Below are 24,545 nucleotides of genomic sequence, written 5' to 3'. Positions count from 1 at the left end.
ACCTCGCCGCGCATGCGCAGCCAGTGAAGGGAGGGGTTATGCCTGAGGTCTGATGCTTACCCACTCAGTGGTGGTGGGAGTCATCATGAGAGCCGAATGCTGGTAAGTACCTTCCAGCAGCAAATGCATGAGTTGGCGCGCTCGATCTTCAAGAGCCTCTGGAGAAGTAGGGAAACGCGGATAGTTGATGAGACCAACCACATACCCTGTCTCCTCTCCACCTGTGTAGATAAAGGTGGTTGGATCTATCGTTATGCATAGCCCTTCGCGCAGGCACTCCTGACGAATGATGTTCTTGGCTATTTCGATGGGGCCGGACAGGTAGAGCTTGATCCAGTATGTTTCTGCAACTTGATGAATCATGCTGACTCCTTGTAGATGAGATCGGCTTCTGCCAGCTCGCAAAAGAAGGAGCAGGCCGGAATCTTTTCGTTTCTTCTGACAGGGCCCTCTCCAAGATCACGAAGAGACCGCCTGGTATTTGTCGCTCTGTCTCTGAATAGGTAGGACCCTGGGCCAAGTGAATCCTGGATCACACAAAGCGCCTCGAATTGTTCTGGGAAATCCTGGCGTATAGCTCTGAAGTAACCTTCCCCGCCTTTCACGCAACCAATACAGTTCGCGTTCTCGTAGCCAAGTCGGTACATCATCGGTAGTTCGATACCAGCACGTTGGATCATTGCTTTACAGTCTTCTTTTCCAAGACCTCGCTCGATCAGCGGAGCAACAACAGGTCTGTCTGGATTCCTCTCGCGGAAGTCGTCTAGCCGATCTGCTTCTTCGGCTGTATAGCCAAACACCATGACATCGCCTGGCTTCTTCCAGCTGTCTAGTAAACGTCGCTTGAGGATCTTGGTGCATGGGGCTCCAAACTGGTTCTTCATGAACCGCTCTCGCCTGAAAACTTCATGGGCGTCCGCTCCATATTTTTCATCGCGGAGTACCGTCACTTGGCGTCCAAACCATGCTTCGCAGTCAATTAGAAATCGTCTGTTGTCTTCGTGCTCGTTAGCTATGAAGGCATTCAGGATTTGCACATCGTGGGTAGCCCCGTACTGAGCTATGGCCAGCTTCGCGGCTACGGCAGAGGCCGCGCCACAGCTGAATTGGACTACGATGCGAGAATCAGGTGAGACGATACTGTTGTCAGTCGTCATATCGTTCTCCAGGTAGAAGGGAAAGGCGCGTAACGTGCGCCACTCGGATGTGTCATCCAGGCGTGAGAAAACCGCTGTACTAGCCGGTAAAGGGTGCGCTCCAGACCACATCTGGCGGCGTTGATGGCGCCGGACTAACCGCCTACCGGCTCACGGCTATCCGGCTTACCGGCGCCCCGTGCTGGCGTGCGTGATGGGGTAGGCAGGCTGCTCGGCAGTCCAGCCGTTCGCAACGTCGATGGCCTTGAAGAAGAGGAACAGCAACGCAAGGGCGCCGAGCCAGCCGAGGTCGATGGTCTTGAACTTCATGGCTTTGGCTCCTTCTGGCGGTGGGTGTGATTCATGAATCCCCAACCACCAGGGGACTGGCTGGTGTCTGTGTGACCTTCGCAGTTCGCGCAGAGAGGGGCGCCGCAGACGAACTGTCCGGTGTGATTGCATTCAGTAACGGCCTGCTCATGGCAAACGCAGCAGCGTGTTTCGGAGTGCTTTCCGCAGAAATCGCCATGCGTTGCCTCGCCCTTGCACCTGCCGACCCAGCAGATATCGAACTTGCACTGGCTCATTTCGGCACCTCCATCTCACACCGCCACATGCCCTTGCACTTAAACGGCGATCTCCTGAACTCCAGATACGAAAAGCCCTGCGATTGCAGGGCTTGGATTAGGGCGGGGAAGGAGCTTGCGATGAAGTTCATTGCTTCGCCTCCGGATGCCACTTGGCCTTGTACTCAGCGATAAAGTCCTCAGGGAACTGAGAGCGCCAACCACAGCGGCACTTGAACTGCTCCCCATCCCGGGTGGTGCGAGGCATCGAAAAGATGCATCCCCCTTTACCGCAGTAAGGCGTATAGCCGGGACGAGTCATCAGGTTCTCTCGGATGATGCTCATGCCGCCTCCTGCACATACAGCCGGTAGATTTCGTCTTCCTTCGCGTTGACCAGATCGCCGGCCAGATCGCGGATTTTGTCCTTGCCGAATAGGCAGCGCATGAGGCGCTTGGCTTCGGCGAAGTTGTCGGCTTCGAGGGCGACCATGAGCTGCCCAAGGTTCCACTCGAAGTCGCCGGGCATGGCGTCCTCGACGGCCTTCTGGACCTTGATGGCGAGCACGTCGGCTTCGACCAGCGTGCGGCCGTACAGCGTGGCCTTACCGCGATGGATCAGATCAGTAACGCACCCATCGTGAATGTTCGCCCACTCCGAACTCTCGGCCCAGGTAGGCGAGTCGTCAGGCACCAAAGCGTCATACGCTTCCTGCAGCTTGCGGATGGCGGTCATGGCATGGCCCTCCCGATCTCGGCGGCGGCGCGGACTATGGCGCGGCGGGTTGACTGCAAGGAGTCTTCTACGTGGTATTCGCGTAACGTGCTGCTCGGCCAGTCACCAAAGACATCTGTGAGCGATTCCTGAAGGTCAACCATCAAGCGCAATTTCACCGCCAGCCGCAGCGAGTCGCCATCATCGGTGAGTGGGTTCCAGAATTTTCCTTCGGCCGAAGCTTGCGACTGGAATCCTCCTGCCTGCGCATTACTCCAAGTGGCAATTTCAATGCCGGAAGCCTTCGCCGCCAGTTCAAGCAGTTCTCTGTCGTTCATTGCGTCGTCCTCAGTCGGTGTACGCGATGTACTTGAATTTCCCTTTCTTTTCGTCGAAGTGCTCGAAGCGGCCGCCAAACGTCCCGATCACAGCCTTTTCAACCTCGGCGCGCGGGGTGCCGATGGGGAAAACGCCTTTCTTGATCATCGATGCTCCGGTGTGCGGCTCCCATGTCCAATCGATCTTGGTCGGGTCCAGCACGCGAGGTTTTCTGTCAAAGAAGGTCCCGTACCCTGAGAGGTCCAGAGTGATGGTATTAATCTCGCGCACGCAGAGCGGATCTTCCGCCGCGCGCCACCCACATTCCTTACAGCACATGTCAGCGTTCTCATGTGCCCAGCACGGTGCGCTGATATGGCAGCTGCAGTTACTGACTTTCTCCAGCTCAATCACGCCTTCGCACCCATCACGGTTGCAGGTGGCGCCTTCTTCGTATCCAAGTTCGTTCATGTCTATGACCTCGTGGTCGCGTGCATGCGGCAACGTCCTGTCTCGCTGTCGTCATACAGGCGAAAAAATGCCCGGACTTGCCGGGCTAATTAGGGGTAGGGTGGGGATGGCGGGTGCTGATCTCCCGCTTGGGTGTGAAGTGTCAGGTTCTAACCGAGCCGGCCAGCTTTCGCCCACCGGCGCCCCGCTTGTGAGCCTGCGTCGCTGCTGATCAGCCTCAGCTCTCATCCCCATTGAAGGGTGGCGTCCTTGCCGGGGAAGTCAGGCAGCTGAACGCGGGTCTTCGGTGCCGTGGTTCAGATGTCGCTTGATCAGGTACTGCCTCCATTCTTCGGAGACAGCGGGGTAGTTGGGCTTCGAGCAGCTGAAGCTCCACCCGCTACTGCGCAGGACAAGGCCAGCGTAAAGGTCTTCACCGTCACCGACGTGCATGACCTTTCCTTCGACAGAAAGGCTGGCATCCCACTTTGACTCAGCAATTACGGTGGACGAGTACTCGCCCCACGAGTCGTGGTGTACGACTCGAAACGCCATGAGTTTGCTCATCTCGCCTCCAGTGTGTGTATGCGCAAGGGCGCGTTAGGCGGTGGCCTTGGTGATTGCGGCTCTGGCGATATCGGCCATTTCAAGCGCAAGGTTCTTCCATGCGTCTTCGCCGTAGCCATCCATGTCGTAGTGTTCGACGATGCGTTCCAGAGCTTCAAACATGGTTGGCGCCGCAGCCATGAGGCTCGCATTTCCTTCCCATTCCGCGCGAACCTTGCCGTTCCATACGCGACCAATTGGCCGACCTTTGTCGACGGTTACGATCTTTCCAGTAGGGGCCGCTCGCCACGGCCCTGCGGTATGCATTAGGTCCATCTCTTTCTCCTGATTGGCGGAGCCATGGGGGAGCGGTCTGGCCGGTGCTGATCTCCGGCTTAGTCTGTTAAGCCGTCTTTCGGGACGGCACGGTCTATGACAATGGGCCTCTTTACCCCCGGGGAGTCCAACCCCGGCACCGCTGCATCAGCCTGCAGATTCAGACCGCTCCCCTCATGACTCCAAGGTTCTAAGCTTGGATGCCGGTCTCTTCCCGGCTGTCATCCAGGACTCATCCCTGGCGATGCCCGCTCCCGCTGCTGATTGCAGGTTCTGGGTTCTCGGTGGTTGGGCTCGCTCTTCCTCCCCGCAGCATCAATCAGCTCTCTCCGTTGCGGATCAAAGGTCCATACAACATGCACGCTACAGAGCAGGCGCCCGAGTGATGGGGCAGGGTGCATGAGGTCCGGCGCGCCTTCAGCCGAAGCTCGGCGCGCTAATTCGATTCGGTGCTTCCCGCCGCGCTCAGCAATCTGGCGTCTCGCGCGGCGTCGTACTCAGCGGTGGTAAATCCTTCCTCTCCATCTCGCTTTCCGTGTCGGGGATCGTTCCCACTTCCTGCGTTCGCTTCTTTGGTCTATTGGCAGGTGACTCACGAGACTTCGCGCGCAACGCATGGGCTTGCACGGCTGCGGATCGGCCGCAGCACCGGGCGGAAATTTATTGCTCGCGCTGTGCCCGTTTCCGGGGATTCCGCCGCGAGGTTCCCGAGTTGTCTAAAGAGCGTTCGGCGCTTTGGCCTGGCCGGCGGTGTGTTGCTCGGCGTGAGATAAATATCTCCCATGGAAATACTTTCGTCAACTCCAATGGAGATAAAATATTTCCATTGGAGATCGCCGGTAGAGGAGGTGAGTGATGCAGAAACGACAAAGCCCGCACGGGGCGGGCTCTGGATTCGGTGTCAGGGGAGGGCGGTGCTATTTCCGCAGCCACCGAGCGGAGCGATGCTCCTCGCCCCAATAGCACTTGCCGTCCTTGTTCATCGTCCAGTCATCGCTGAACTCTCGGAAGTGGTGGGGCTCGGAGAGGGGAGAGACGGCCAGGCGTTGACGCTCAGCCTTACGGAAGGACCGGTGCCAGGTCTGCTTATCAAAGCGCTCACTGGCGGCGGTGGTGATGCCACATATTGGAGTCTTGCGACGGCTTCTGCTCATGGTGCGTTTCCAGCAGGTTGAGCGCACCAGGAGGCGGCTCGCCATGCGAAGCACAGCAGATCAGGTTACCGGGCAGAGCCAGAAACGAAAAGCCCCGCGCTGCGGGGCTTTGGGCATCACATCATTTCGTCTTCGATATGCTGAATGATTCTGCGTGCATCATGCTGGTCCAATACATCGCTGGCCCAAACCGAGCACATGGCCTGCCAAAGGTATGCGCCAGGGATATGAAGTTGGCTAGCAGCTGCGTCAACCCACTGGTGATGATTATCTAATGTCATTGCCATTCCACATGCGTCTGCAACCTTGGAATACTCCCTTCCTAAGCGCTCGTGCAGAGCGCCCCAATTGGACGTGCACAGTGCTTCAAAAACGACTCGCTCGGGTGCGTCATCACCTGGGAGGAGAATGCAGCCTTTGGATTCTGATACGTCACCATCCAAGAAAACACAAGTTGGTCGTGGGAATCGCTTGTTGGCTGCCATTTCGCCAAGGGCTCGACCCAAATTCGCTGCTCCGAACGGTATGATTCTGCACCGACGAGATAGGCTTGGCGCGTGTGCTGAGATGATCTCAATCAGCATCGCTTTTGCAGCTTCGTCCTCGACATACAGCTCACAATCAGGATGGGACTCATCGTCCATGTTGGTCATTGCAAAATTAGCACTTACGCCAGACACAACTTGACGCGATTGGCCTCTCCCGAGGATGTACATTCTGGCCTCCATAGGGAGCTCGTCGAGGATGTAGGGGGAGTGGGTCGTCAGAATGATTTGTGCTTGCCTCTCACGGCAGATCTCAGCCAGCGCCCGAATTAGCCGCCGCTGCGCCCGAGGATGAAGTGATGTCTCGATCTCATCGATGATCAACATCCCATATTCGTTGATGTCGGCCTGGAGAAACTCCAGCATCGTTGTTTCACCGGTGCCCTGGTGAAAGCCTGAGTAGGAGTAGTTTTCATCCTCAAGAACAGGGATTCTGCGCTTTGCATCTACGTTGCTGAGCGCCATTCTGGCAGCTTTGTACTTCCGCCCCATGATCGTAGAGAGTCGCTCAACTCTGCGTTCTTCGAATTCGGCCGCTGAGGTCTCAATGTGATTGGACTTGGCGATCTTTGAATAGCCAACACGCGCAGATACAGGCTGAATGCGGCTCAGGTCCACATATTCGACATCACGGGTAGGACGCTCATCGTTACCTAGCCATCTAGTGGTTGGCTTGCGAACTAGTCCAGTTCTGGTCGACTCACCTTCTCTGAAGTGATATCGAATCTGGGCGTTTCGATAATCGTCCCATGCGGTAGCTGGGAAAAAGTCCGAAGCAAATCTAGTCGACTTCTTGTTCCGCCCCTTGTAGATGCTGGCAGCAGCTTGAATGACCGTGCTTTTTCCGCAGCCGTTCTCGCCGACGATTGCGACAATCGGGAACTTGAAATCGAGACGCTGACCTGTCCAGCCGCGAATGTTGTTGATCTCAATGCTTTCTAAGCGTTTAGGCCACGCGCCGCCGCTGTTCCATTTTGACTGAAGGCGACGCATCTCGTTGCTAAGGGCCATCGCTATCTCCATCGTGATCAATTTTCCAGTGGGAAAATTAATCGCATACTTTCGACGCTCTGGCAACGCTCCGAAGCTAGGCGTGCATGCTAGATGCGGTACAGCGGATACATGCTTCCCTGCATGCACAAACAAGCGCGAGCAACAAAGCGATAGGCGACAATGCGCTTATCGCTCACTGCCCCATGATCCTCCGGTACTCCTGCTGGTACTGCTCGTAGGGCAGGTTGCGCTGCTGGAGCTGCTGAACCTGCTGCTCGCGCGTCGGGGTGGACCCGATCGAGGACGCAGGTGCCTGGGGCGTGAGAGTTCCGGCCGCGTAGCTGCGCTTCAGGTATTCCATCGCATCGGCGAATTCTTCGGCGCGCGACTCGGAGCGGAAAAAAATGCGCCGGGCGTTGGCGCCCTCGGAGGTACGGATGATCACCGCATACCGGTTGTCGCGCATGTTCTTCTTGTAGACCTGGATGGCACCGACCGAGCGGTAGTAGATCCGCTGGTTGATCTCCTGGGTCGTCATGAAGGTCGAGCCAAGGCCGACGACCACGCCGTTATACGCCGATGCCTGGCCGACGTTCACGCCGCGGCTGACTGTGCCATTCGAAAGCGCGATGTACTCGGGCGTCACCATGGCGGACTGAGCCTTCTCGCTGCCGTAGTCCTCGTAGAAGCCTTGCTCGACGATTGAGGCGGCCTGCTTAGTGTCCATGCCGGCGCGCGGGGCGGGGGTGTAAGCAACCTGAGTGTGGCCGCAGCCGGCGAGAGCAAGTGCAGCGACGAGCAGAATAGCGATACGCATAAGACCTCCTTGTCTGGGTGTGCTAGGCGTCTTCCAGGATCTTCTTTGCAAAGGGTAGGGCGGCCTGGCCTAGATCAACGCCGCCATCCGCCAGAACGTATTGAACGCCGGCTCGATTTGATGCGAATTCAAGTTCTGTCGTGTACGCATCAAAAAGGTCTTCTTGGTGCTTGCTCAGTTCTCGATTGGGCGTCCACAACCCCATCATCAACTGGTCATGCTTGTGACCGATTGCAATCTCACGAAGCGCCAGAAGCTGATTGATCTTCCGATGAGCTGCATCGCGTTGCTGCGAGTGCGAAGTTAGGGTCGTATCGAGAGTTGCCAGATTTATCGCCAGGTGCGTCCCAACGTAGGTGATCGACACCTTCGCTTTGCCACCGTACAGCGGCATCTTCTGGTTGAAACGGACTTTCATTCCTTCGCGGGAGGCAAGCACCAGCTTCTTTATCTCTTCCTGGAACTTGTTCAGGGAGCGCTCTGCGGCGTCGCCTTTGGCCGCGTCATTTCCTTTTGCGCTGAACAAGGAGGAGTGCGTCAGGGCGGACTTGATGATGGCCTGGATAGATGTGTTCCGCGTTGGAATAACCTTGCCGGCGAACACGCCCTGCATCGATGACTCCCAAGATTCCAGGGGCCCTCCCGTGGACAGATAGGCCTGCAGCTCGGATATCACGTTTCCAGCGAGATTGAAGAGATGCTTGCCGTACTGACCGAACACTTGCTCCAAGGGCTCTGGGAGGAGAGTGCTGATGACCTTCGGTGCAGTTTCATCCTCAGGCACTATCGCGACCGCGATGGTGATCCTCTCTCCAGAGAATGTGATTGGCTCAAGGTGGACTGCCATCCACCTAGCCTTGACGAAACGTTCTCTGCCTGGAGTCAGGAAAGCTTCGGCTGCGTGAAAGACAGATGCCCCATCTGTAGTCGATTGCATAGGAGTGGCACCGTGTGATTAATGCGTTCGCGCAAGAAACCAATGATTTCCTGCCTGTCCGTGGCTGGGTCAATTTTGGCGAAATGACCATCTCGGTCAAGCTCGTCCAAGCAAAGCAAGGAGCATTTGGTTACCAGGTCACGCGCCTTATCAATAATACCCTTGCGCTTGGCCTGATCCCATACTGGGGCACCAGTGTCGGCCAGTTGGTTCCGAACCGAGATGGACGGGTCATCAAGGCCCCACAGAGCCCAATAAGTTCCGGTCAGGGCTCGCCCATGGTCGATCAGCCAGAACTCATGACTGCCGGGCGTATAGATGATGTTGCCCAGGTGCCTGTCGTCATTGGCCACCAATTCGTCCAGTGCCACCGTGCCGGCCAGGTCGAACTGGTTTTCTACTGCTATTCGCAGTGCTTTGCTGGGCTTGTTGAGGCCGCGCTCTAGACTGTAGCTGCGCTTGCCGGCTTGCTCGCTGGCGTAACAAACCATGAATCCCTGGTCCGAGAAAGCCGACGAGAACTCCGCGCGGAGGTCTGCAGTATCAAGGATCGCGATGAATGGGCGCGGAATTCGAAGTCCAAGCGCTCTGCCGACCTGGGCGGTAACCAATTCTGCAATGAGCTTTCTCGAATCCGTGGAAAGCTTCACGTAGCCGGTCACTGAATGATCAGCAGAAGTCAGCAGTTCGGCCTTGTAGGTCTCGCCGTCGTTTCCCTCGGTCATTCGCCCCAGCAGGGTTACGACCTCAGCGACATCAATTGCCTCAAGGCTCGTTCTTGTTGAGTTTTTCAAATCGAGCTGCAATCCCTTCTAGGAGGACGATGTCCTCTTCCTTCAGGTGGCCTTTCATGGCCGCCCCTTCGATGCGCTTCAGCGCTTCGAGACTTCTTGGTGTTGCTTTGCCCTTCAGCCGCTCCAGTGCGGCCATGTTCAAGCCAAGTTCGACTTCATCGATCAGAACAAGGCCTGGTCCTGTGTCCCTGTTATGCACAGCCTTCGCTAGATCCAGGAGTTCTTGGTCCAGTCGAGGGCTGTAACGTGAAACCGGAATCCCCATGAACGCCGAGATCTTGGCAGCCATCTCCTTGTTAAGCGGCCGAGTGCCGTTCAGATGACTGTTCAGGGTTCCCTGGCTCATCTTCAGCTCGTGGGCCAACTCTTCCTGGGTGACTCGTTTCTCGCGCGGCTTCCCGGCATTGAACTCAGCAATGGCAGCCTTCAGCGCTGCGCACTCCTGCTTTTCCCAGTCTTCCAGTTCGCGTCGTTCTTTCTTCATCGCCTGATCGTATTCCCGGCGGAGATAATCGGCTATCTCCAATGGAGTTGCTAAATATCGCCATGGGAGATAATCTGTTCTCACAAGCCACCATGGGGAGCAGATCCATGCACCGCATAACCCTCAATGAATTCGCCGCCGAGAAGGGCCAGACCAAAGCTGCCGCGCTTCTCGGGCTCACCCAGGGCGCGCTGAACAAAGCCCTGCGAGTCGGTCGTGACATCTACGTAACCGAGAACGCCGACGGCTCTTTCTCCGCGGAGGAGATCAAGCCGTTCCCGACGCAGAACTCGAAGACGGCCGCTTAACCCGCAGGCGCACAACTGCGCTCGCGAATCCCACCTTGCCCGGTTCGTCCATGCGGTCCTGGACCAGGCCGGAAAGATGCTCGAAGCGTCGCCACATCGGCATCTGGTAAGTCAGCGGCAGAGTCTGGAGTAGGGCGGCGAAGGCGCAGTGCAGGGCGAGCACTTCGCCACGAAGTTCGGAGAGGTCGGCCATGGGGAAGTTTCCCTGTCGGTTGATCGAGTGATGACAGGTTGCCAGCGCGCCGTCAGCGACGGAACGCGAAACGAAACGAGGATTCGCGAGATGGAAAACTTCGAGAAGGCCATTCACGACGAGGTGATCGCCCACGGCGGCACCGATCTGGCCAAGAGCATGGGGGTGAACCGCACCCGCCTGTTGGATTGCGCCAACCCGAACCGTGAAGAGCACCGCATGAACCTGCAGATGTTCGGCCTGGTGCTGGCCCACGTTCCCGAGGAAGGCCGTCGCCGCATCCTGCGCTCGCTGCTGGGCGAGTACGGCTACGACCTGGTGGCACGAGCCACTCCGCGCGCAGAAGCGCCCCTGCAGGCTCTGGTAGGCCTCCTGGCTGAAGTCGGCGACGTGACCCGTGAGCTTCACGACGCGCTGGAAGACAACCGCATTACCCAGTTCGAGAAGGCAACCCTGAGCCGTTCGATCAGTGAGATTCGCTCCGCTGTGGAAGTGCTCGAGCACTCGGTGAAGGTCGCCTGATTTTCCGCGCATGCGCGGAAATGTCCCTGCGGCTTCGCATTAACCAGTAGGCAACCAGAGAAAGCTGATGAGAAAGCGACTGACTCAAGGGGACTACGAGGCGATGGCCAAAGCGGCGGAAGAGATGGAATCGCTTTGCGCGAATGATGCGCGGCGAGAAATGAACAAGGCCCTGCAGCAGTACTACAGGGCCTTGGCAATGCGCAAACCGGTGGCAGCCGGAGTGCAGTTGGAAACTCGAGCAACGGAGTCAGTATGAGCAACGTTATCTCATTGCGCAATACCGGGGGGTTTACCCGGATGGACAACAGCCTGATGGAATCACTGGCCAAGGTTGATTTGCCTGCCCGTGAGTTCCGCGTTCTTTTCGCAGTAAGCCGTCAGACGATCGGCTACCAGGTAGAGGCAAAGCGCCTCACTGCCGACGAGATTGGCGCTCTAACCAACATGCGCCGCGACGTAGTTTCCAAAGCGATCAGCCACCTACTCGAGCGTCGCATCCTGTTCCGTATCGGTGGAAGCCGCGGTGAGTTGGGTGTCTCTCCGGCTAACGAGTGGGTCTTCTTCGAGGAGAAGGAAAACAGTCTCAGTGAGACCAAATCATCTCACTCGGACAATGTGGTCTCACTGGGAACGCAGTCGAGTGAGACCAAATCTGCTCAGACCCTTCTCTATACAAAGAAAGAAGATCTCCCCCTAGAAACTGTTCCTTCGGAACAGATTTCCGCCCCCCAGGGGGCTAATCACTCTCCAGTCGAGAAATCCAACGGGGTTTCGTTCGATGGCGAAGACTTCCACGTCGAGCCAGAGCTGATCGCGAAGTGGGCTGGCGTCTATGCCCCGGTTGACGTGGAAACCGAAGTCTCCCGTGCTGCGGTCTGGGCTGCTGCAAACCCTCGCAAAGCGAAGAAAGACTGGCGCCGCTTCCTGGTCAACTGGATGGCTAAGCGCGCCACCAAGGCCGTGAGCGAGGCTGGCGTTCCGGTCGACAAGATCATCGATCTGTACCACCGCACCTGCCAGAACCTGCCCGCTGTCTCGGTTGCCGGCGACAAGGTTCTCCGCGCCCTGATCGTTGAGCGCTGGAACGAGAGCGACAAGCACCAGGCCAGCCCACTCTGGAAGACCATCTTCGACCGCGCAAACCGCATGACTCAGGTCTGGTACCGCGGCGCAAACGTTGTTCCTCGTCTCGAAGTGATCTGCTCCCGTGCAGTGTTCCGCCAACTGGAGGAGCAAGCATGATCGAACTCCACAGCCTGGAAGCAGAACACGGCGTCATCGGCGCCATGCTCAAGCAGCCGCACCTGATCAGCGTTCTTTCCGATGAGCTCGCGCCGGATGCCTTCGCCTACGCCATCAACGCCGACCTGTACCGCCTGATCCTCGATCTGGAGTTGGCCGGCACGCCGATCGACATCATCACCCTCGGCGAAGCCAAGGAGTTTTTGGACGACGAAACGCGGACCATGGCCTACGTCGGCGAGATCTTGGCGAACACGCCCAGCGTGGCAAACGCCAAGGAGTACGCTCGCATCGTCCGTGAGCGAGCCATATCCCGGCAGATCGCAGGCGCAGCGAGCGGTATTGAGGAGATCGCTCACCAGAGCGGTTCCATCGAGGACAAGATCGCCCAGGCTCAGGCCCTTGTGCTCGGCTTGGATGTCGGCGGCGCCGACGGTGAGTGCCAACTGATCGGTGACATTCTTCGAGATCACGTTGAGGTGATCCAGGAACGACACGACCGGGCGATACGTGGCGAGGTCATCGACGGCCTGAAGTCCGGAATCCCGGATCTGGACAAGTTCACCCAAGGACTCAAGGCAGGCCAGATGGTGGTGATTGCTGGTCGGCCGGCCATGGGCAAGACCACCTTGGCAATGAACATCGTTGCTGATGTGGCCATCGCCCAGAAGAAGCCGGCCCTCGTCATCAGCCTGGAAATGACCAAGACCCAGCTGACTGACCGCCTGCTGGCCGCTGTAGGCGGTATCCCGCTGCCGAACCTGAAGGACGGCTCCTGCGCCCACAAGGACTCGACGGAGCTCGGCGCGGCGACCCTGAAGCTGCGCGATGCTCCGATCGTTGTTTCCGACGTTCCAGTGATGACCATGCCGCGGATTCGCTCCATCGCGCGCCGGCAGAAGCACCGCATGGGTGGCCTAGGCCTGATCGCTATCGACTACCTAGGTCTCGTCGAGGGCGACGGCAAGGGGCGGGTCGATGACGTAACCACCATGTCCCGTCAGGTGAAGTTGCTCGGGCGCGAAATGGGCTGCCCAGTGCTGCTGCTCTGCCAGCTAAATCGCGGCTGTGAGTCACGCCCGGACAAGCGCCCGGTGCTCAGCGATCTCCGCGAATCAGGAGCCATCGAGCAGGACGCCGACATCGTGATGTTCGTCTACCGCGACGAGGTCTATCACCCGAACACCCAGGACAAGGGCATCGGGGAAATCATCATCCGCAAGAACCGTGACGGCCAAATCGGAACCGTGCTGACCGCATTCCAGGGCGAGAAGTCTCGCTTCATGCCTCTGGCCAGCCACTTCCGCCGCGAAGAAGAAAAGCAGGAGGACTGGTGATGAAGCGCTGCTGGAAGGTAATCCTGCCGGGCCGCCCGGCATTCACGATGATCCTGATGGAAGACTGCGACCCGCTGCAGGTCGTGAAGAGCATCTGGCCGGAAGCGGAGGTCGCGTGATGGCTGAATTCGAGATCGAGTACATCCACAACGGCGCCCACCGGGTGGCGATCATCCTCGCCGACGACCACCGCGACGCCTACCAGGCCTTCGAGTCGATGAAGTCCAACGGCGTGATCGGTGACGAGATCGTCGAGCGCGGCGATGCCGGCATCGAGGTAGAGAGGAGGGCGTGCAATGGCTGACCTATCCATCATCGCCATCCTGTCGTTCTTCGGCTGGCTCTCGCTGAATCGCAGCAGCCTTATCGGAATTGGCCTTTGCATGGCGCTCGCTGTCGCCTTTGGAGCGAGCCATGGCTGACCTTCAACTCCGCACCGAGTCAGACCGCAGCCGGCTGATGGGCTTCATCGCGGGCCTGGACCTGAGCAAGCCCCGCAAGGTGGCAATCAGCGAGGTTCGCAGCAAGCGCAGCGACGCCCAGAACCGCCTGCTCTGGATGTGGAACGGCGTGATCCAGAAGCACCTGCGCGACTCCTTTGGCCAGATCGCCAGTTCCGAGGAGTGGCACGAAATCATGGTGAGCCGGCTGTGGCCCAGTGAGGTTCACCCGGTCCAGTTGCCAGACGGCTCTAAATACCGCGTCGGCCGGGCCAAGACGCGCTCATTCAACATCCAGCAGATGACGACCTACTTGGAGCTCCTCGATGCGTACTGCGCTGAGCACCTGGGCCTACTTCTGCCGCACCCAGAAGACCTGATGCTCGCCATTTACGGCGACCGCAAGGAGAGAGCTGCATGAACAACATCATTCCTTTCCACTACCAAGGTCAACCGGTGCGCTTCGATAGCGAGGGCTGGCTCCATGCGACCAAGATTGCCGAGCGCTTCGGGAAGCGACTCGATCGCTGGATGGAGAATGCCGAAACGTTGAAGTACATCCAGGCGCTTGATGAAGTTCTGACCGGCGTCGAGTCCGGGATCATAGATCCCCGGAATTCCGGGTATGTAAAAACCAGCAAGGCGCGCGTGGACCGCGGCGGCGGCACTTGGCTCCATCCCAAGCTTGCTGTGGCATTTGCACGTTGGTGCGACGCCAAGTTCTCGGTGTGGTGTGACCTTCACATCGATGCCTTGCTTCGCGGCGAACTGGATGAGAAGCAGCGGTTTGACCGAGCGTGTAAAGCTTTGGCAGATGGGCAGAAGGTGGCGAGTCTGAGCGGGCAGAAGCTTGCTCAGTGGCGCTGGCAGAAGCCGAGCTTGGTGCATGAGGTTGAGCATTGGAAGCATCAGCTTCAGCTGACACTTGGATTGGACGCTGCGTGATGCTGTCTGCTCGCCAACCCAAGCCCAAGAAATGCCAGAACGTGGAATGCGGCTCCAAGTTCGTGCCGCAACGCATTGGGCAGCGTGTCTGCTCCCCGGCCTGTGCCCTGGCGACCAAGGACAAGCACCAGGCGCCGGCGCGCAAAGCGATCGCCGACCGACAGCGGAAGGAACTGCGCGCCTCGCAGGAGCGAATCAAGTCGAAGAGCGACCATCTGCGCGAAGCCCAAGCAGCGTTCAACGAGTTCATTCGGCTCCGAGATGCCCATGAACCCTGCATCTCCTGCGGTCGGCACCATGACGGCCAATACCACGCCGGCCACTACCGCACCATAGGAGCGAACCCAGAGCTTCGGTTCGACGAGGACAACGTCCACAAGCAGTGCGCGCCCTGCAACAACCACAAGTCCGGCGACATCGTGAACTACCGGATCAACCTGGTGGCAAAGATCGGCGCCGAGCGTGTTGCGAGGCTGGAAGGCCCGCACGAGCCACAGAAGCTCAGCAAAGAAGAGATCAAGGCCATCAAGGCCCACTACCGCGCCAAGGTGCGCGAGCTGAAGGGGAGAGCAGCATGATGGAACTCAAAGTGACGGTAATGCCTGCAGCGAATCTTGAGTCCCACATTGAAGGCATGAATGCCGCGACTCGGGAGTGGACAGACCAGGCCGCCCGCGGCGAATGCGGGTGGATTTGCTCTGATTGCTGCGGCTCTGCGCCAAATGGAATGCCTGATGAATGCTTTTACGGCGATGCCCGCTGCACGGCAATCATAAAGCGGGACAAGGCTCGGGCAATGAAGGCTGGCAATGAGTCTTTCTGAATACATCGCCCAGCATTGGGCAATCCTTCGGGAATACGGGCTGATCAGGGGAGAAGTGGAATGATCTATACCAGCGTACTTGCCGCCGTCGTTTCGGCCCTCGCCGCCGAGACAATCGACAACACTAGCAAGCAGGCATGGCAGAAGCTCTATCGGCCGGGCTACCAGAATGGGCTAGACCTGGCCACCCTGATCCGTAGCGGTGGCTCCGAAGGGATCCAGCGCACTGATGCAGACTGCTGGGTATTCGCCCGCCTGCACAGCATGCTTAAGCCCCGGCACTGGGACTCGCTCGTCGCCAAGTACAGCACGCACAAGGCCCGTAAGGTTCAATCCATCGGCAGGCTTTGCCCCCTGATTGCCAGCCATGCGCCGCAGCTCTTCGTCCAGAAGGCCGTCACCGCTTGGGCGATACCCCCACTGAAAGGAGCTGAAGGCAAGCGCAGCACTGACATGATCGTACTGCCAGGCCACTTCTACGACATGAACAACTGGGATACCGAGGCCACGCCTGAGCGAACCAGGCGCCGTTGGAAAGCTGACGTAAACAGTACACTCAACCAGATGGAGGAAGAGGCGCTGATTGCTGCCGGTGAGATTCTTGATTCGGAAGGTGTGCTTCTGAATATGGCCGCTTGACATTAGTGGCCGCATGGCCGAATATTTCCCCATTCTGCGGTTTTACCGCTCGGAGCCCTGGCAAATTGCCGGGGCTTCTTCGTTTCTGGAGTCCGCATGCCTCTCGAAGCCCGCATCAAGCGCTGGTACTACGAGGCGCAGAGACGCGGAATCACGCTCCAGAGCATCCTGATCCATCCCAACGACTACGACCGAGCCTGCCGGGACTTTCCATTCCTGCCCATTCGCGTGCTCGGCTACCAAACCCCCGCTCTGGAGAATCCGGAGCCCTCTGCCGGGCCCAATGGCACATCACCGGCGTTTTATCCCCTGGAGACACCGTAGTGACCGACGCCTCCCGGATTGCTGACAGCACATGGTTCAAGCTTTTCGTACCATTGCTGCAGACTCTCCTCGCGTCCGTTGCTGTAGGTGCCTTCATGTACGTGTATGGCTCCATCCAATCGATGCAGGCCCAGATCAACAGCTACCAGACCAATCAGGCCCTTATCACTCAGCGAGTTGAAGGCCTGGAGCGTTCGCGCGATGCCAACGACCGGCTGGTCGATAACCTGCGCATCGACGTCCAAGAGAACAAGTTCAAAGTCACCCAGATCATGGATTGGCAGAAGGGGCTGGTTCTTCAGACGAGGCCGAAGTGAAACGGCTGCTGCTGGTCCTACTGCTCGCCGGTTGCGCGAACCAGCAGGAGATGGCGCCAATGCCCTCTAGGCCGTACACGCCAACACCGATAGTCCGCGAGTGCGACTGTCAGTGCGAACCGATTGGACCGATCCGGCGAAAGCTCCGCCAGGCCATGAAAGAAGCGGCCGAGTGGAAGCGCTACGCCGAAAGCCTCGAACAACTACCCGCGGTGAAACCCGATGAAGCTCATCCCTGAAGCCAAGCACTGGTGGCGGCTGAGCAGTGTGCAGCTGTCCATCCTCGGAGTGGCGCTCAACGCCGCGGCAACCGGGTGGTCTGCATTCCAGGGCGCCGTGGACCCGATGATCTTCGCTGCCGTGAACATGGTTCTCGGCGTGGCGGTTGCGGTGTCCCGGGTGATCGTTCAGCCCTCGATTCCGCGAGAGGTGAAGCAAGATGACGTCTGAACAGTTCGCCTACTGGCTGCAAGGCTTCGTTGAGCTGAACGGCTCCGAGCCTACCGCCGAGCAATGGCAGTCCATCAAGGATCACCTGAAGACCGTGTTCGTGAAGGTGACGCCGGAGGTCAGGGTCGACATCAAGGCGCCTACTGGCGACCTCGACAAGATCGTGGAGTCGATCCGTGAGGCCGGAAAGCGATCGCACGATGTGTGGCCATTCCGCCGCCCGCACGACCCGTACTACCTGGGCCAGCCGGTGATTACCTGCTGATGGCCACCTGCACCATGACCGTCTCCATCAAGCGCTCCTGGTGGGTAATCCCCTACCTGCGCGCCTGCATGCTGTTCGCCTGGCTGACTGGCATGGAGCCTGACGGCGAGAAGATCGCTTCCACCGTCTCGCGCGGCATGAAGATCGCGTTCGAGGGTACTCGCTATCCTGAGCTGTGATTTGCATGCCATCCTGTCTGCTCCACCCCAATAAGGAGCGGCAGGATGGCTAGTAGAACGGAAAGGAAACTGGTCGAAACCTTCAAGGTCATCGACACCAATGGTCGCGAGCATGAGGTCAGGCTCCACCAGGAATATGTCATTGATGGGCGAGATCGCATTCCAAGCCTGAAGAGTTACACGGATGCACGTGGAGGCGCGGTCAATAAAGTCGACGACCAGACATTTGAGATTCTTCAAGCTGGGGTAATAGCGAAGCGCGTGTAGCCGGTTTCGTGAAACACCCCATGCAATCCCCTGCGAGGTAGTTGAATGGCCACCTGCGGAGCCAAAACCCGCAGTGGCCGTTCATGCCAAGCACAGGCAATGCCCAATGGCCGCTGTCGTATGCACGGCGGAAAGGCTGCCGAGACGCACAAGGGCAATCAGAACGCCCGAAAGCACGGCATCTACTCGGACACGCTGACTGAGGACGAGAGCAGCCTCTGGGATTCGATCTCGGTTGGAACGCTGGACGACGACATCAAGATCGCCAAGCTGCAGCTCCGGCGCGCGCTGATCGCTCAGGCCAAGTCTGAGGCTGGTGATGGCCTTGACCTTGATCTGGAAAGCATCCACACGCCGGGAAGCGATCCGGTAGAAGAGGGTGATGAGCCGGTTGAGCCTGGCAAGCCTTCGCGCACTGTGCAGCGCCGGCGGCGTGGCTACGAGGACATCATCAACCGCCTACTTGGTCGCATCGGTGACCTTGAGGCCAAGCGCGCCGACATCCTGAAGAAGCTGGATGGCGAGGGCGACGATACTGTGCCGCAACGAATCGAGGTTATGGTGACCGACGCGAGGAAGCGCGGTGCCAAGCCTTAACGTTCCGCAGGCAGAGTTCCTGGCGCTGCCGCACAAGTTCCGCGCCTTCGTGGCCGGCTTCGGGTCAGGCAAGACCTGGGTTGGCAGCTCCGCGCTGTGCCGGCACTTCTGCGAGTGGCCCAAGGTCAACGCTGGGTACTTCGCTCCGACCTATCCGCAGATCCGGGACATCTTCTATCCGACGATCGAGGAAGTGGCGTTCGATTGGGGCCTGCGGGTCAGGACCAAGGAGAACGACAAGGAGGTGGAGTTCTACAGCGGTCGCCGGTACCGCGGAACGACCATCTGCCGATCCATGGAGAAGCCGCAGACCATCGTTGGCTTCAAGATTGGCCACGCCCTGGTCGACGAGCTCGACGTGCTGCCTGTTCTCAAGGCCCAGCACGCCTGGCGCAAGATCATCGCCCGGATGCGCTACAACCTGCCGGGGCTGAAGAACGGGGTAGACGTCACCACGACACCCGAGGGTTTCAAGTTCGTCCATCAGCAGTTCGTGAAGCAGCTGCGCGAGAAGCCGCACCTGCAGGCGCTGTACGGTCTGGTCCAGGCCAGTACCTACGACAATGAACTGAACCTGCCTCTGGACTACATCCCATCGCTGATGGAGTCGTACCCGCCTCAGCTGATCCAGGCGTACCTGGAGGGCTTGTTCGTCAACCTGACGTCAGGCACGGTCTACCACGCCTATAACCGCAAGCTGAACGGCTGCCTAGACGTGCACCAGCCCGGCGAGGCGCTGCACATCGGCATGGACTTCAACGTCGGGAAAATGTCTGCGATCACCCACGTGAAGCGCGAAGGCCTACCCAGGGCGGTTGATGAGATCACTAAGGGCTACGACACGCCCGACATGATCCAGAAGATCAAGGAGCGCTACTGGCGCTTCGACGGCAACACCTATCAGAAGACCTGCGAGATCACGATATTCCCGGACGCCTCGGGAGATTCCCGCAAGTCAGTGAACGCCAGTACTACCGACATCGCATTGCTCAAGCAGGCTGGCTTTAGGGTGAAAGCCCCAGAGGCCAACCCGCCAGTCAAAGACCGGATCAACGCGATGAACGCGATGTTCCTCAACGCGGCCGGCGAGCGCCGCTACCTGGTGAACGAGGACCGTTGCCCGACCTATGCCGACTGCCTAGAGCAGCAGGTGTGGGGAGATAACGGCGAGCCTGACAAGTCCCAGGGCGCCGACCACGCGAACGATGCGGGCGGCTACTTCATTCACTACCAGTACCCGATAGTCCGGCGCCTTGCCACCTCCGAGCCTCTAAGGATGTAACTCAATGAGCGATGATCCGAGCATCGTCAGCGACGACGTGCAGAAGATGCGTGCCCATTGGGCCATCGTCAGCCCGCTGATGGGCGGGACCGGAGCTATGCGTGCTGCCGGTGAAGCGCTGCTGCCGCGCTGGCCGGCGGAGGACTCCGAGGCCTACAAGTGCCGTCTGCTGACGTCGACCTTGCTGCCGGCGTACTCGGAAACCGTGATGAACATGGGCAGCCGGGTGTTCGCCGAGCCTATTCACTTGATGGATGACGTGCCGGAACGGCTGAAGGGGTACTGGCAGGACATCGACCAGCAGGGCAACAGCGGCACCGTATTCGGCCGCGCCTGGTTCGAAGATGCCCTGGCCAAGGCAATCAGCTTCGTCTACGTCGACTATCCGCAGAGCCCAGCGAGCGAGGCCGATGGCGAGACGATCGTCACTGAGGCAGACGTCATCACCACCGGTGCCCGGCCATATGCGATCCACATCCGCCCTGAGCAGGTCCTGGGCTGGAAGGAGTCCGGCGGTCAGCTGCTGCAGTTCCGCTATGAGGAATGCGTCTACGAGGATGAAGGGGCCTTCGCCCAGAAGGCTGTACCCCAGATCCGCGTGCTCGAGCCAGGGAAGTGGGCCATCTACCGTAATGCCGGCAAAGACGGCTGGTATGTCCACGACGAAGGTACTTCCAGCCTCGGATACGTCCCCATCGTGCCGTTCTACACCAAGCGCACCGGGTTCCTCACCGGCAAGCCGCCGCTGATGGAGTTGGCCTACCTGAACGTGAAGCACTGGCAGAGCCAGAGCGACCAGGACACGATCCTGCACTACGCCCGGGTGCCGATTCTGTTCGGGGCCGGCTTCGAGCAGGACCACGCCATCGTGATTGGCGGTGGAACGCTGGCCAAGAACGACAACCCGGACGCCAAGCTCACCTACGTGGAGCACGGCGGCAAGGCCATCGAGGCCGGCCGCGACGCCCTGAAGGACATGATCGAGGAGATGCGTATTGCCGGCGCCAAGCTCCTCCGCCTTGAGAATGCCGCGCCGAAGACCGCCGAGCAGGCCCAGGAAGACGCAGCGATCGAGATGTCGCCGCTCCAGATGATGTCCGGGCAGTTCGAGGACGCCGTGGCCCAGATGCTTCAGATCATGGCTGACTACATCGGCGAGCCAGAAGGCGGTCACGTCCAGGCGCGCGGCAACTTCGAGATCGATTACGCGCCGGAAGCGACCATGCCGACGCTGCTCAGCATGGCAGCCCAGGGTAAGCTCTCCGACGAGACCTTGTTTGGCGAGTACCAGCGCCGCGGCGTTCTCTCCAGCGAGTTGGACTGGAAGTCGGAGAAGGAGCGCATCGAGTCGCAAGGACCGCCACTCGGGATGATGGGCGCCGGCAGTGGCAACGGTTAACGAGAAGCTGGCCGACGCGGAGGTAGCGCACGCGGTCAGCCTTCAGCGGTTCAGCAATGGCGTTGTGCAGCGGATGATCTCGCTGCTGAACCGGGTCGACAAAGACCTCTTCGGCCAGTTGATGGACGCGATCGAGCAGATGCCTCCTGGCAGCTTCACTGTGCAACGATTGGATCAACTGCTGCAGTCGGTGCAGAAGATCAACGCGCAGGCCTATCAGGCGCTCCGGAGGGAGCTGGATGCTGAGATGCAGGCCTTCGTCGCCTACGAGGCTGAGTACCAGCACAAGCTCTTCCTGAACACGATCCCGGAGCCTGTCCAGGTAGTGGTGCCGATAAACTCAGTTAACGCCCAGCAGGTCTACGCTGCGGCGATGTCCAGGCCATTCCAGGGCAAGCTGCTCTCGGAGTTCACCAAGGACCTCGAGGCTGATCGCATGACCCGAGTGCGCGACGCGGTCCGCATCGGGTTCGTGGAAGGCGAGACTGTTGACCAAATGGTCCGCCGTATTCGCGGCACCCGTACCGGCGGGTACGCAGACGGCCTGCTGGAGATCGACCGTCGGAACGCCGAGGCAATCGTTAGAACCTCGGTCAACCACCTGTCGAACTTCACCCGCCAGGCTTTCTACGCGGAGAACGACGACCTGGTGGATGAGTGGCAGTTTCTGGCCACGTTGGACGGCCGGACCACGATCACCTGTGCAAGCCTGTCGGGGAAGACCTTCCCGATCGGCAAAGGACCGATGCCGCCGCGGCACATCAACTGCCGTAGCACTTCCACTCCGGTCATCAAGTCATGGGAAGAGCTGGGCCTGACTAAGGAGCAGATTGGGAAGGGCACCCAGGCCAGCATGGACGGGTACGTCGCCGACGATGTGAGCTACAGCGATTGGCTGCGAGACAAGCCAGCAGCATTCCAGGATGAGGTCCTTGGCCCGACCCGCGGGAAGCTGTTCCGCGACGGCAAGGTGGACATCGACAAGTTCACCAACGACAAGGGCAAGGTTTACAGCCTGGATGAGCTCAAGAAGCGCGACGAAGACCTCTTTGAGCGTGCGGGGGTTGCGGCGTAAGATCGCTGCATGACAGATAAACACCCCTTCAAGGTAATCGACGGAACGCCGCCACCCGACACGGCAAAGCAGCGCGTGATCGATCGTGTGAAGGCATCCAGGCCGAGCTATACCGTCAGCTGCCACCGGTGCGGCTGCATTGAGGTCATCGAGACCAAGATTGGCGTCATGATCAAGAACGGCAAGCCTACTGGCGGAACGAAGCAGCTGCTCTGCGCGCATTGCTTCATGAAAGGCGAGCGTGTCGTGCTCGCGTGACAAAACACTGAACACCAGAAGCCCGCCACTGAGCGGGCTTTTTCATTTCCAGCCTCGGCAATGCCGGGGCTTTTTTATGCGCCAAGGGCGCCAACAGTCCCAAGGGGATAACACATGTTCCAACTCAAGCAGCTGTTCATGCAGGAAGAAGGCGGCGACGGCGGTAACGGTGGTGGCGGCCAAGGGCCAGAGATCACCCCGGAAATCCAGGCTCTGATCGATGCGCAGGTAAATGCGGCAGTGGGCGGTCTCAAGACCAAGAACTCCGAACTCCTGGGCAAGCTGAAAGAGCAGGGCGACAAGCTGAAGACCTTCGACGGCATCGACCCCGAGGCCGTGAAATCCATCCTGCAGCGTTTCTCGGACGACGAAGAAGCCCAGCTCATCGCAGCGGGCAAGATCGACGAAGTCCTGAGCAAGCGCACTGAGCGCATGAAATCCGGCTATGACCGCGATCTGCAGGCCGCTCGCGACGAGGCAACCCGTCACCAGTCCCGCACCGAGAAGTTCGCTTCCCGCGTGCTCAAGGGCGAGGTGATCGGCGCCGCCACCGACGCAGGCGTCCACAAGTTCGCCATGGAGGACGCCATGCTGGCTGCTTCGCGCGACTTCGAGCTGGACGATGAGGGCAACCCCATCGCCAAAGAAGGTCGCTTCGGCAAAGACGGCAAGCCGCTGACCCTCAAGGAGTGGTTCGCGGAGATGAAAGAGACTCGCCCGCACTGGTTCCCTGCCAACGGCAGTGGCAGCGGCGCCGGCGGCACTGGTAGCGACGTTCGGCCGGGCACCCCGCGGTCCAAGATGACCGCCAAGCAGAAGGCCGAATACATCAGCAAAAACGGGAAAGACGCCTACCTGGCGCTTCCCGCCTAAGCCATTGGGAGAATGAATCATGGCCGCAGGCAAAGCTTCTGACTTCAAGGTCTATCAGGACCAGTTCCAGGCGGGCGTCATCGAGACCCTGACCCAGAACAGCAACGCGTTCAACGCGGCCTCGGCCGGCGCGATCGCCCTGTCCACCATCAGCCGCCGCGGTGACTACTCGCAACAGGCGTTCTTCAAGAACGTCGCGAACCTGATCACCCGTCGCGACACCACCAGCACCTCGGCCGCCACCATCCTCGGCATGACCCAGGACGAATGGGTCAGCGTCAAGCTGAACCGCAAGATCGGCCCGGTCGACCAAACCAAGGACGCCTTCCGCAAGATCATGGCCGGCCTGGCTGAAGACGAGATGTCCTTCATCCTCGGTGAGCAGGCAGCCAAGGCTATGCAGGTGGAAATGCTCAACTCCGCCCTGCGTGCCGGTCGCGCCGCTCTGAACGCCCAGGCATCGGTGAAGTACACCATCCCCACCAACGGCACCCTCGGTACCGCCGGTCTGGTCTCCGGCCTGTCGAAGTTCGGCGACGCCGGCAGCCAGATCGTGTGCTGGGTCATGCACTCCAAGGCCTACTACGACCTGGTGCAGAACCAGATCACCTCCAACATCGACGGCGTGTCGAACTTCAACGTGGCCACCGGTACCCCGGTAACCCTGAACCGCCCGGTTCTGGTGACCGACTCCGACGCGCTGCTCGTGAACTCCGGCTCCGGTTCCACCGCTGTGACCGACTACTACACCCTCGGCCTCACCGCCGGCGGTCTGATCGTCGAGAACACCGAGGAAGAGGAACTGGTCATCGAGAACGTGACTGGCAACGAGAACCTGATCACTCGCCTGCAGGGTGAGTTCGCCTACAACCTGGGCGTGCGCGGCTTCAAGTGGGACATCGCCAACGGCGCTGCCAACCCCACCGACACCGCTCTGGGTACCGGCACCAACTGGGACCCGAACCGCGATTCCTTCAAGGACTTCGCGGGCGTGGTCATCCAGAGCCGCTAAGGCCA

Annotated in this window: 40 protein-coding genes; 25 read left to right on the top strand and 15 right to left on the bottom strand. The window is 59.3% G+C overall.

Annotated elements, in window-relative coordinates; translation table 11 throughout:
• Window positions 1-36 precede the first annotated feature (36 nt).
• The 14 genes from AC2T4A_RS27220 to AC2T4A_RS27155 all read right to left on the bottom strand — a co-directional run bounded on the left by AC2T4A_RS27220 (window position 37) and on the right by AC2T4A_RS27155 (window position 9,790).
• Window positions 37-363: a hypothetical protein gene (locus tag AC2T4A_RS27220; protein ID WP_486742251.1), complete on the bottom strand. Its 327-nt coding sequence runs from the start codon at window positions 361-363 to the stop codon at window positions 37-39.
• Window positions 360-1,157 carry a hypothetical protein gene (locus AC2T4A_RS27215; RefSeq protein WP_486742250.1) on the bottom strand — a complete coding sequence of 266 codons (798 nt, stop codon included), beginning with the start codon at window positions 1,155-1,157 and terminating at the stop codon, window positions 360-362. Before AC2T4A_RS27215 ends, AC2T4A_RS27220 begins: the two co-directional genes overlap by 4 nt.
• Window positions 1,158-1,322: 165 nt before the next feature.
• Window positions 1,323-1,466 carry a hypothetical protein gene (locus AC2T4A_RS27210; RefSeq protein ID WP_486742249.1) on the bottom strand — a complete coding sequence of 48 codons (144 nt, stop codon included), beginning with the start codon at window positions 1,464-1,466 and terminating at the stop codon, window positions 1,323-1,325.
• 384 nt (window positions 1,467-1,850) lie between these two features.
• Window positions 1,851-2,048 (bottom strand): hypothetical protein, encoded by a 198-nt coding sequence (locus AC2T4A_RS27205; protein WP_486742248.1) that lies wholly within the window; start codon window positions 2,046-2,048, stop codon window positions 1,851-1,853.
• Window positions 2,045-2,437 (bottom strand): hypothetical protein, encoded by a 393-nt coding sequence (locus tag AC2T4A_RS27200; protein ID WP_486742247.1) that lies wholly within the window; start codon window positions 2,435-2,437, stop codon window positions 2,045-2,047. Before AC2T4A_RS27200 ends, AC2T4A_RS27205 begins: the two co-directional genes overlap by 4 nt.
• Window positions 2,434-2,754, bottom strand: coding sequence for a hypothetical protein (locus AC2T4A_RS27195; protein WP_486742246.1), 321 nt, complete (start codon window positions 2,752-2,754; stop codon window positions 2,434-2,436). Before AC2T4A_RS27195 ends, AC2T4A_RS27200 begins: the two co-directional genes overlap by 4 nt.
• A 10-nt stretch (window positions 2,755-2,764) precedes the next feature.
• Window positions 2,765-3,205: a hypothetical protein gene (locus tag AC2T4A_RS27190; protein ID WP_486742245.1), complete on the bottom strand. Its 441-nt coding sequence runs from the start codon at window positions 3,203-3,205 to the stop codon at window positions 2,765-2,767.
• A 261-nt stretch (window positions 3,206-3,466) separates the two neighbouring features.
• Entirely contained in the window at window positions 3,467-3,751 is a 285-nt protein-coding gene (locus tag AC2T4A_RS27185) for a hypothetical protein (protein WP_486742244.1), read from the bottom strand.
• Between the two features lie 33 nt (window positions 3,752-3,784).
• Window positions 3,785-4,066: a hypothetical protein gene (locus AC2T4A_RS27180; RefSeq protein ID WP_486742243.1), complete on the bottom strand. Its 282-nt coding sequence runs from the start codon at window positions 4,064-4,066 to the stop codon at window positions 3,785-3,787.
• Window positions 4,067-5,336: 1,270 nt separating this feature from the next.
• Window positions 5,337-6,776 (bottom strand): ATP-dependent nuclease, encoded by a 1,440-nt coding sequence (locus AC2T4A_RS27175; RefSeq protein WP_486742242.1) that lies wholly within the window; start codon window positions 6,774-6,776, stop codon window positions 5,337-5,339.
• 175 nt (window positions 6,777-6,951) lie between these two features.
• The gene (locus AC2T4A_RS27170) at window positions 6,952-7,575 is read right to left on the bottom strand and encodes a hypothetical protein (protein ID WP_486742241.1); all 624 of its coding nucleotides are present in this window, start codon (window positions 7,573-7,575) and stop codon (window positions 6,952-6,954) included.
• 22 nt (window positions 7,576-7,597) lie between these two features.
• Window positions 7,598-8,422, bottom strand: coding sequence for a hypothetical protein (locus AC2T4A_RS27165; RefSeq protein WP_486742240.1), 825 nt, complete (start codon window positions 8,420-8,422; stop codon window positions 7,598-7,600).
• Window positions 8,423-8,457: 35 nt separating this feature from the next.
• Window positions 8,458-9,318 carry a HipA family kinase gene (locus AC2T4A_RS27160; protein WP_486742239.1) on the bottom strand — a complete coding sequence of 287 codons (861 nt, stop codon included), beginning with the start codon at window positions 9,316-9,318 and terminating at the stop codon, window positions 8,458-8,460.
• The gene (locus tag AC2T4A_RS27155) at window positions 9,278-9,790 is read right to left on the bottom strand and encodes a helix-turn-helix domain-containing protein (protein WP_486742238.1); all 513 of its coding nucleotides are present in this window, start codon (window positions 9,788-9,790) and stop codon (window positions 9,278-9,280) included. The genes AC2T4A_RS27160 and AC2T4A_RS27155 overlap by 41 nt, the downstream gene beginning before the upstream one ends.
• 107 nt (window positions 9,791-9,897) lie before the next feature.
• On the opposite strand from AC2T4A_RS27155, the gene AC2T4A_RS27150 reads away from it, so the two are divergent.
• On the top strand, window positions 9,898-10,098 hold the full coding sequence (locus AC2T4A_RS27150) for a Cro/CI family transcriptional regulator (RefSeq protein WP_486742237.1): 201 nt from the start codon (window positions 9,898-9,900) through the stop codon (window positions 10,096-10,098).
• Here AC2T4A_RS27150 and AC2T4A_RS27145 read toward each other — a convergent pair.
• Window positions 10,058-10,291 (bottom strand): hypothetical protein, encoded by a 234-nt coding sequence (locus AC2T4A_RS27145; RefSeq protein WP_486742236.1) that lies wholly within the window; start codon window positions 10,289-10,291, stop codon window positions 10,058-10,060. The genes AC2T4A_RS27150 and AC2T4A_RS27145 overlap by 41 nt on opposite strands.
• Before the next feature lie 90 nt (window positions 10,292-10,381).
• On the opposite strand from AC2T4A_RS27145, the gene AC2T4A_RS27140 reads away from it, so the two are divergent.
• From AC2T4A_RS27140 to AC2T4A_RS27025, 24 genes are all read left to right on the top strand, one after another.
• The gene (locus AC2T4A_RS27140) at window positions 10,382-10,813 is read left to right on the top strand and encodes a phage regulatory CII family protein (protein ID WP_064979670.1); all 432 of its coding nucleotides are present in this window, start codon (window positions 10,382-10,384) and stop codon (window positions 10,811-10,813) included.
• Between the two features lie 67 nt (window positions 10,814-10,880).
• Complete coding sequence (locus tag AC2T4A_RS27135) at window positions 10,881-11,072, top strand: hypothetical protein (RefSeq protein ID WP_486742235.1); 192 nt, start codon at window positions 10,881-10,883, stop codon at window positions 11,070-11,072.
• Complete coding sequence (locus AC2T4A_RS27130) at window positions 11,069-12,058, top strand: replication protein (protein ID WP_486742234.1); 990 nt, start codon at window positions 11,069-11,071, stop codon at window positions 12,056-12,058. Before AC2T4A_RS27135 ends, AC2T4A_RS27130 begins: the two co-directional genes overlap by 4 nt.
• On the top strand, window positions 12,055-13,395 hold the full coding sequence (gene dnaB, locus AC2T4A_RS27125; RefSeq protein WP_486742233.1) for a replicative DNA helicase: 1,341 nt from the start codon (window positions 12,055-12,057) through the stop codon (window positions 13,393-13,395). Before AC2T4A_RS27130 ends, dnaB begins: the two co-directional genes overlap by 4 nt.
• A gap of 118 nt (window positions 13,396-13,513) precedes the next feature.
• On the top strand, window positions 13,514-13,699 hold the full coding sequence (locus AC2T4A_RS27120) for a hypothetical protein (RefSeq protein ID WP_486742232.1): 186 nt from the start codon (window positions 13,514-13,516) through the stop codon (window positions 13,697-13,699).
• Complete coding sequence (locus AC2T4A_RS27115) at window positions 13,692-13,817, top strand: hypothetical protein (protein WP_256233804.1); 126 nt, start codon at window positions 13,692-13,694, stop codon at window positions 13,815-13,817. The genes AC2T4A_RS27120 and AC2T4A_RS27115 overlap by 8 nt, the downstream gene beginning before the upstream one ends.
• Window positions 13,810-14,256, top strand: a complete 447-nt coding sequence (locus AC2T4A_RS27110) for a recombination protein NinB (RefSeq protein WP_486742231.1) — start codon at window positions 13,810-13,812, stop codon at window positions 14,254-14,256. Before AC2T4A_RS27115 ends, AC2T4A_RS27110 begins: the two co-directional genes overlap by 8 nt.
• Window positions 14,253-14,780 carry a KilA-N domain-containing protein gene (locus AC2T4A_RS27105; RefSeq protein WP_486742230.1) on the top strand — a complete coding sequence of 176 codons (528 nt, stop codon included), beginning with the start codon at window positions 14,253-14,255 and terminating at the stop codon, window positions 14,778-14,780. The genes AC2T4A_RS27110 and AC2T4A_RS27105 overlap by 4 nt, the downstream gene beginning before the upstream one ends.
• Complete coding sequence (locus AC2T4A_RS27100) at window positions 14,780-15,358, top strand: recombination protein NinG (protein WP_486742229.1); 579 nt, start codon at window positions 14,780-14,782, stop codon at window positions 15,356-15,358. The genes AC2T4A_RS27105 and AC2T4A_RS27100 overlap by 1 nt, the downstream gene beginning before the upstream one ends.
• Window positions 15,355-15,603, top strand: a complete 249-nt coding sequence (locus AC2T4A_RS27095) for a hypothetical protein (protein WP_486742228.1) — start codon at window positions 15,355-15,357, stop codon at window positions 15,601-15,603. The genes AC2T4A_RS27100 and AC2T4A_RS27095 overlap by 4 nt, the downstream gene beginning before the upstream one ends.
• Window positions 15,604-15,663: 60 nt before the next feature.
• Complete coding sequence (locus AC2T4A_RS27090) at window positions 15,664-16,242, top strand: hypothetical protein (RefSeq protein WP_486742227.1); 579 nt, start codon at window positions 15,664-15,666, stop codon at window positions 16,240-16,242.
• A 96-nt stretch (window positions 16,243-16,338) separates the two neighbouring features.
• Window positions 16,339-16,566 (top strand): hypothetical protein, encoded by a 228-nt coding sequence (locus AC2T4A_RS27085; RefSeq protein ID WP_486742226.1) that lies wholly within the window; start codon window positions 16,339-16,341, stop codon window positions 16,564-16,566.
• Entirely contained in the window at window positions 16,566-16,883 is a 318-nt protein-coding gene (locus AC2T4A_RS27080) for a hypothetical protein (RefSeq protein WP_486742225.1), read from the top strand. Before AC2T4A_RS27085 ends, AC2T4A_RS27080 begins: the two co-directional genes overlap by 1 nt.
• A gap of 222 nt (window positions 16,884-17,105) precedes the next feature.
• Window positions 17,106-17,333 carry a DUF7940 domain-containing protein gene (locus AC2T4A_RS27075; RefSeq protein WP_440466890.1) on the top strand — a complete coding sequence of 76 codons (228 nt, stop codon included), beginning with the start codon at window positions 17,106-17,108 and terminating at the stop codon, window positions 17,331-17,333.
• Window positions 17,323-17,598, top strand: coding sequence for a hypothetical protein (locus tag AC2T4A_RS27070; protein WP_486742224.1), 276 nt, complete (start codon window positions 17,323-17,325; stop codon window positions 17,596-17,598). Before AC2T4A_RS27075 ends, AC2T4A_RS27070 begins: the two co-directional genes overlap by 11 nt.
• Window positions 17,598-17,777: a hypothetical protein gene (locus AC2T4A_RS27065; RefSeq protein WP_486742223.1), complete on the top strand. Its 180-nt coding sequence runs from the start codon at window positions 17,598-17,600 to the stop codon at window positions 17,775-17,777. Before AC2T4A_RS27070 ends, AC2T4A_RS27065 begins: the two co-directional genes overlap by 1 nt.
• A gap of 45 nt (window positions 17,778-17,822) precedes the next feature.
• The gene (locus AC2T4A_RS27060; RefSeq protein ID WP_486742222.1) at window positions 17,823-18,044 is read left to right on the top strand and encodes a hypothetical protein; all 222 of its coding nucleotides are present in this window, start codon (window positions 17,823-17,825) and stop codon (window positions 18,042-18,044) included.
• Window positions 18,045-18,089: 45 nt separating this feature from the next.
• Window positions 18,090-18,641 (top strand): HGGxSTG domain-containing protein, encoded by a 552-nt coding sequence (locus AC2T4A_RS27055; RefSeq protein WP_486742221.1) that lies wholly within the window; start codon window positions 18,090-18,092, stop codon window positions 18,639-18,641.
• On the top strand, window positions 18,628-19,923 hold the full coding sequence (locus AC2T4A_RS27050; protein ID WP_486742220.1) for a terminase large subunit domain-containing protein: 1,296 nt from the start codon (window positions 18,628-18,630) through the stop codon (window positions 19,921-19,923). Before AC2T4A_RS27055 ends, AC2T4A_RS27050 begins: the two co-directional genes overlap by 14 nt.
• A 4-nt stretch (window positions 19,924-19,927) precedes the next feature.
• Window positions 19,928-21,322 carry a DUF4055 domain-containing protein gene (locus AC2T4A_RS27045; RefSeq protein WP_486742219.1) on the top strand — a complete coding sequence of 465 codons (1,395 nt, stop codon included), beginning with the start codon at window positions 19,928-19,930 and terminating at the stop codon, window positions 21,320-21,322.
• Window positions 21,309-22,397: a phage head morphogenesis protein gene (locus tag AC2T4A_RS27040; protein WP_486742218.1), complete on the top strand. Its 1,089-nt coding sequence runs from the start codon at window positions 21,309-21,311 to the stop codon at window positions 22,395-22,397. Before AC2T4A_RS27045 ends, AC2T4A_RS27040 begins: the two co-directional genes overlap by 14 nt.
• Before the next feature lie 9 nt (window positions 22,398-22,406).
• A complete protein-coding gene (locus AC2T4A_RS27035) occupies window positions 22,407-22,655 on the top strand; it encodes a hypothetical protein (protein ID WP_486742217.1) in 249 nt (82 codons plus the stop codon).
• A gap of 114 nt (window positions 22,656-22,769) precedes the next feature.
• On the top strand, window positions 22,770-23,528 hold the full coding sequence (locus AC2T4A_RS27030; RefSeq protein ID WP_486742216.1) for a hypothetical protein: 759 nt from the start codon (window positions 22,770-22,772) through the stop codon (window positions 23,526-23,528).
• A gap of 19 nt (window positions 23,529-23,547) precedes the next feature.
• Window positions 23,548-24,540 (top strand): major capsid protein, encoded by a 993-nt coding sequence (locus AC2T4A_RS27025; RefSeq protein ID WP_440466879.1) that lies wholly within the window; start codon window positions 23,548-23,550, stop codon window positions 24,538-24,540.
• Window positions 24,541-24,545 lie beyond the last annotated feature (5 nt).

Source organism: Pseudomonas sp. PVC-3-1 (assembly GCF_057444315.1).
The sequence above is the reverse complement of the archived record's forward strand: the minus strand, read 5'-3'. Positions and strand labels throughout refer to the sequence as shown.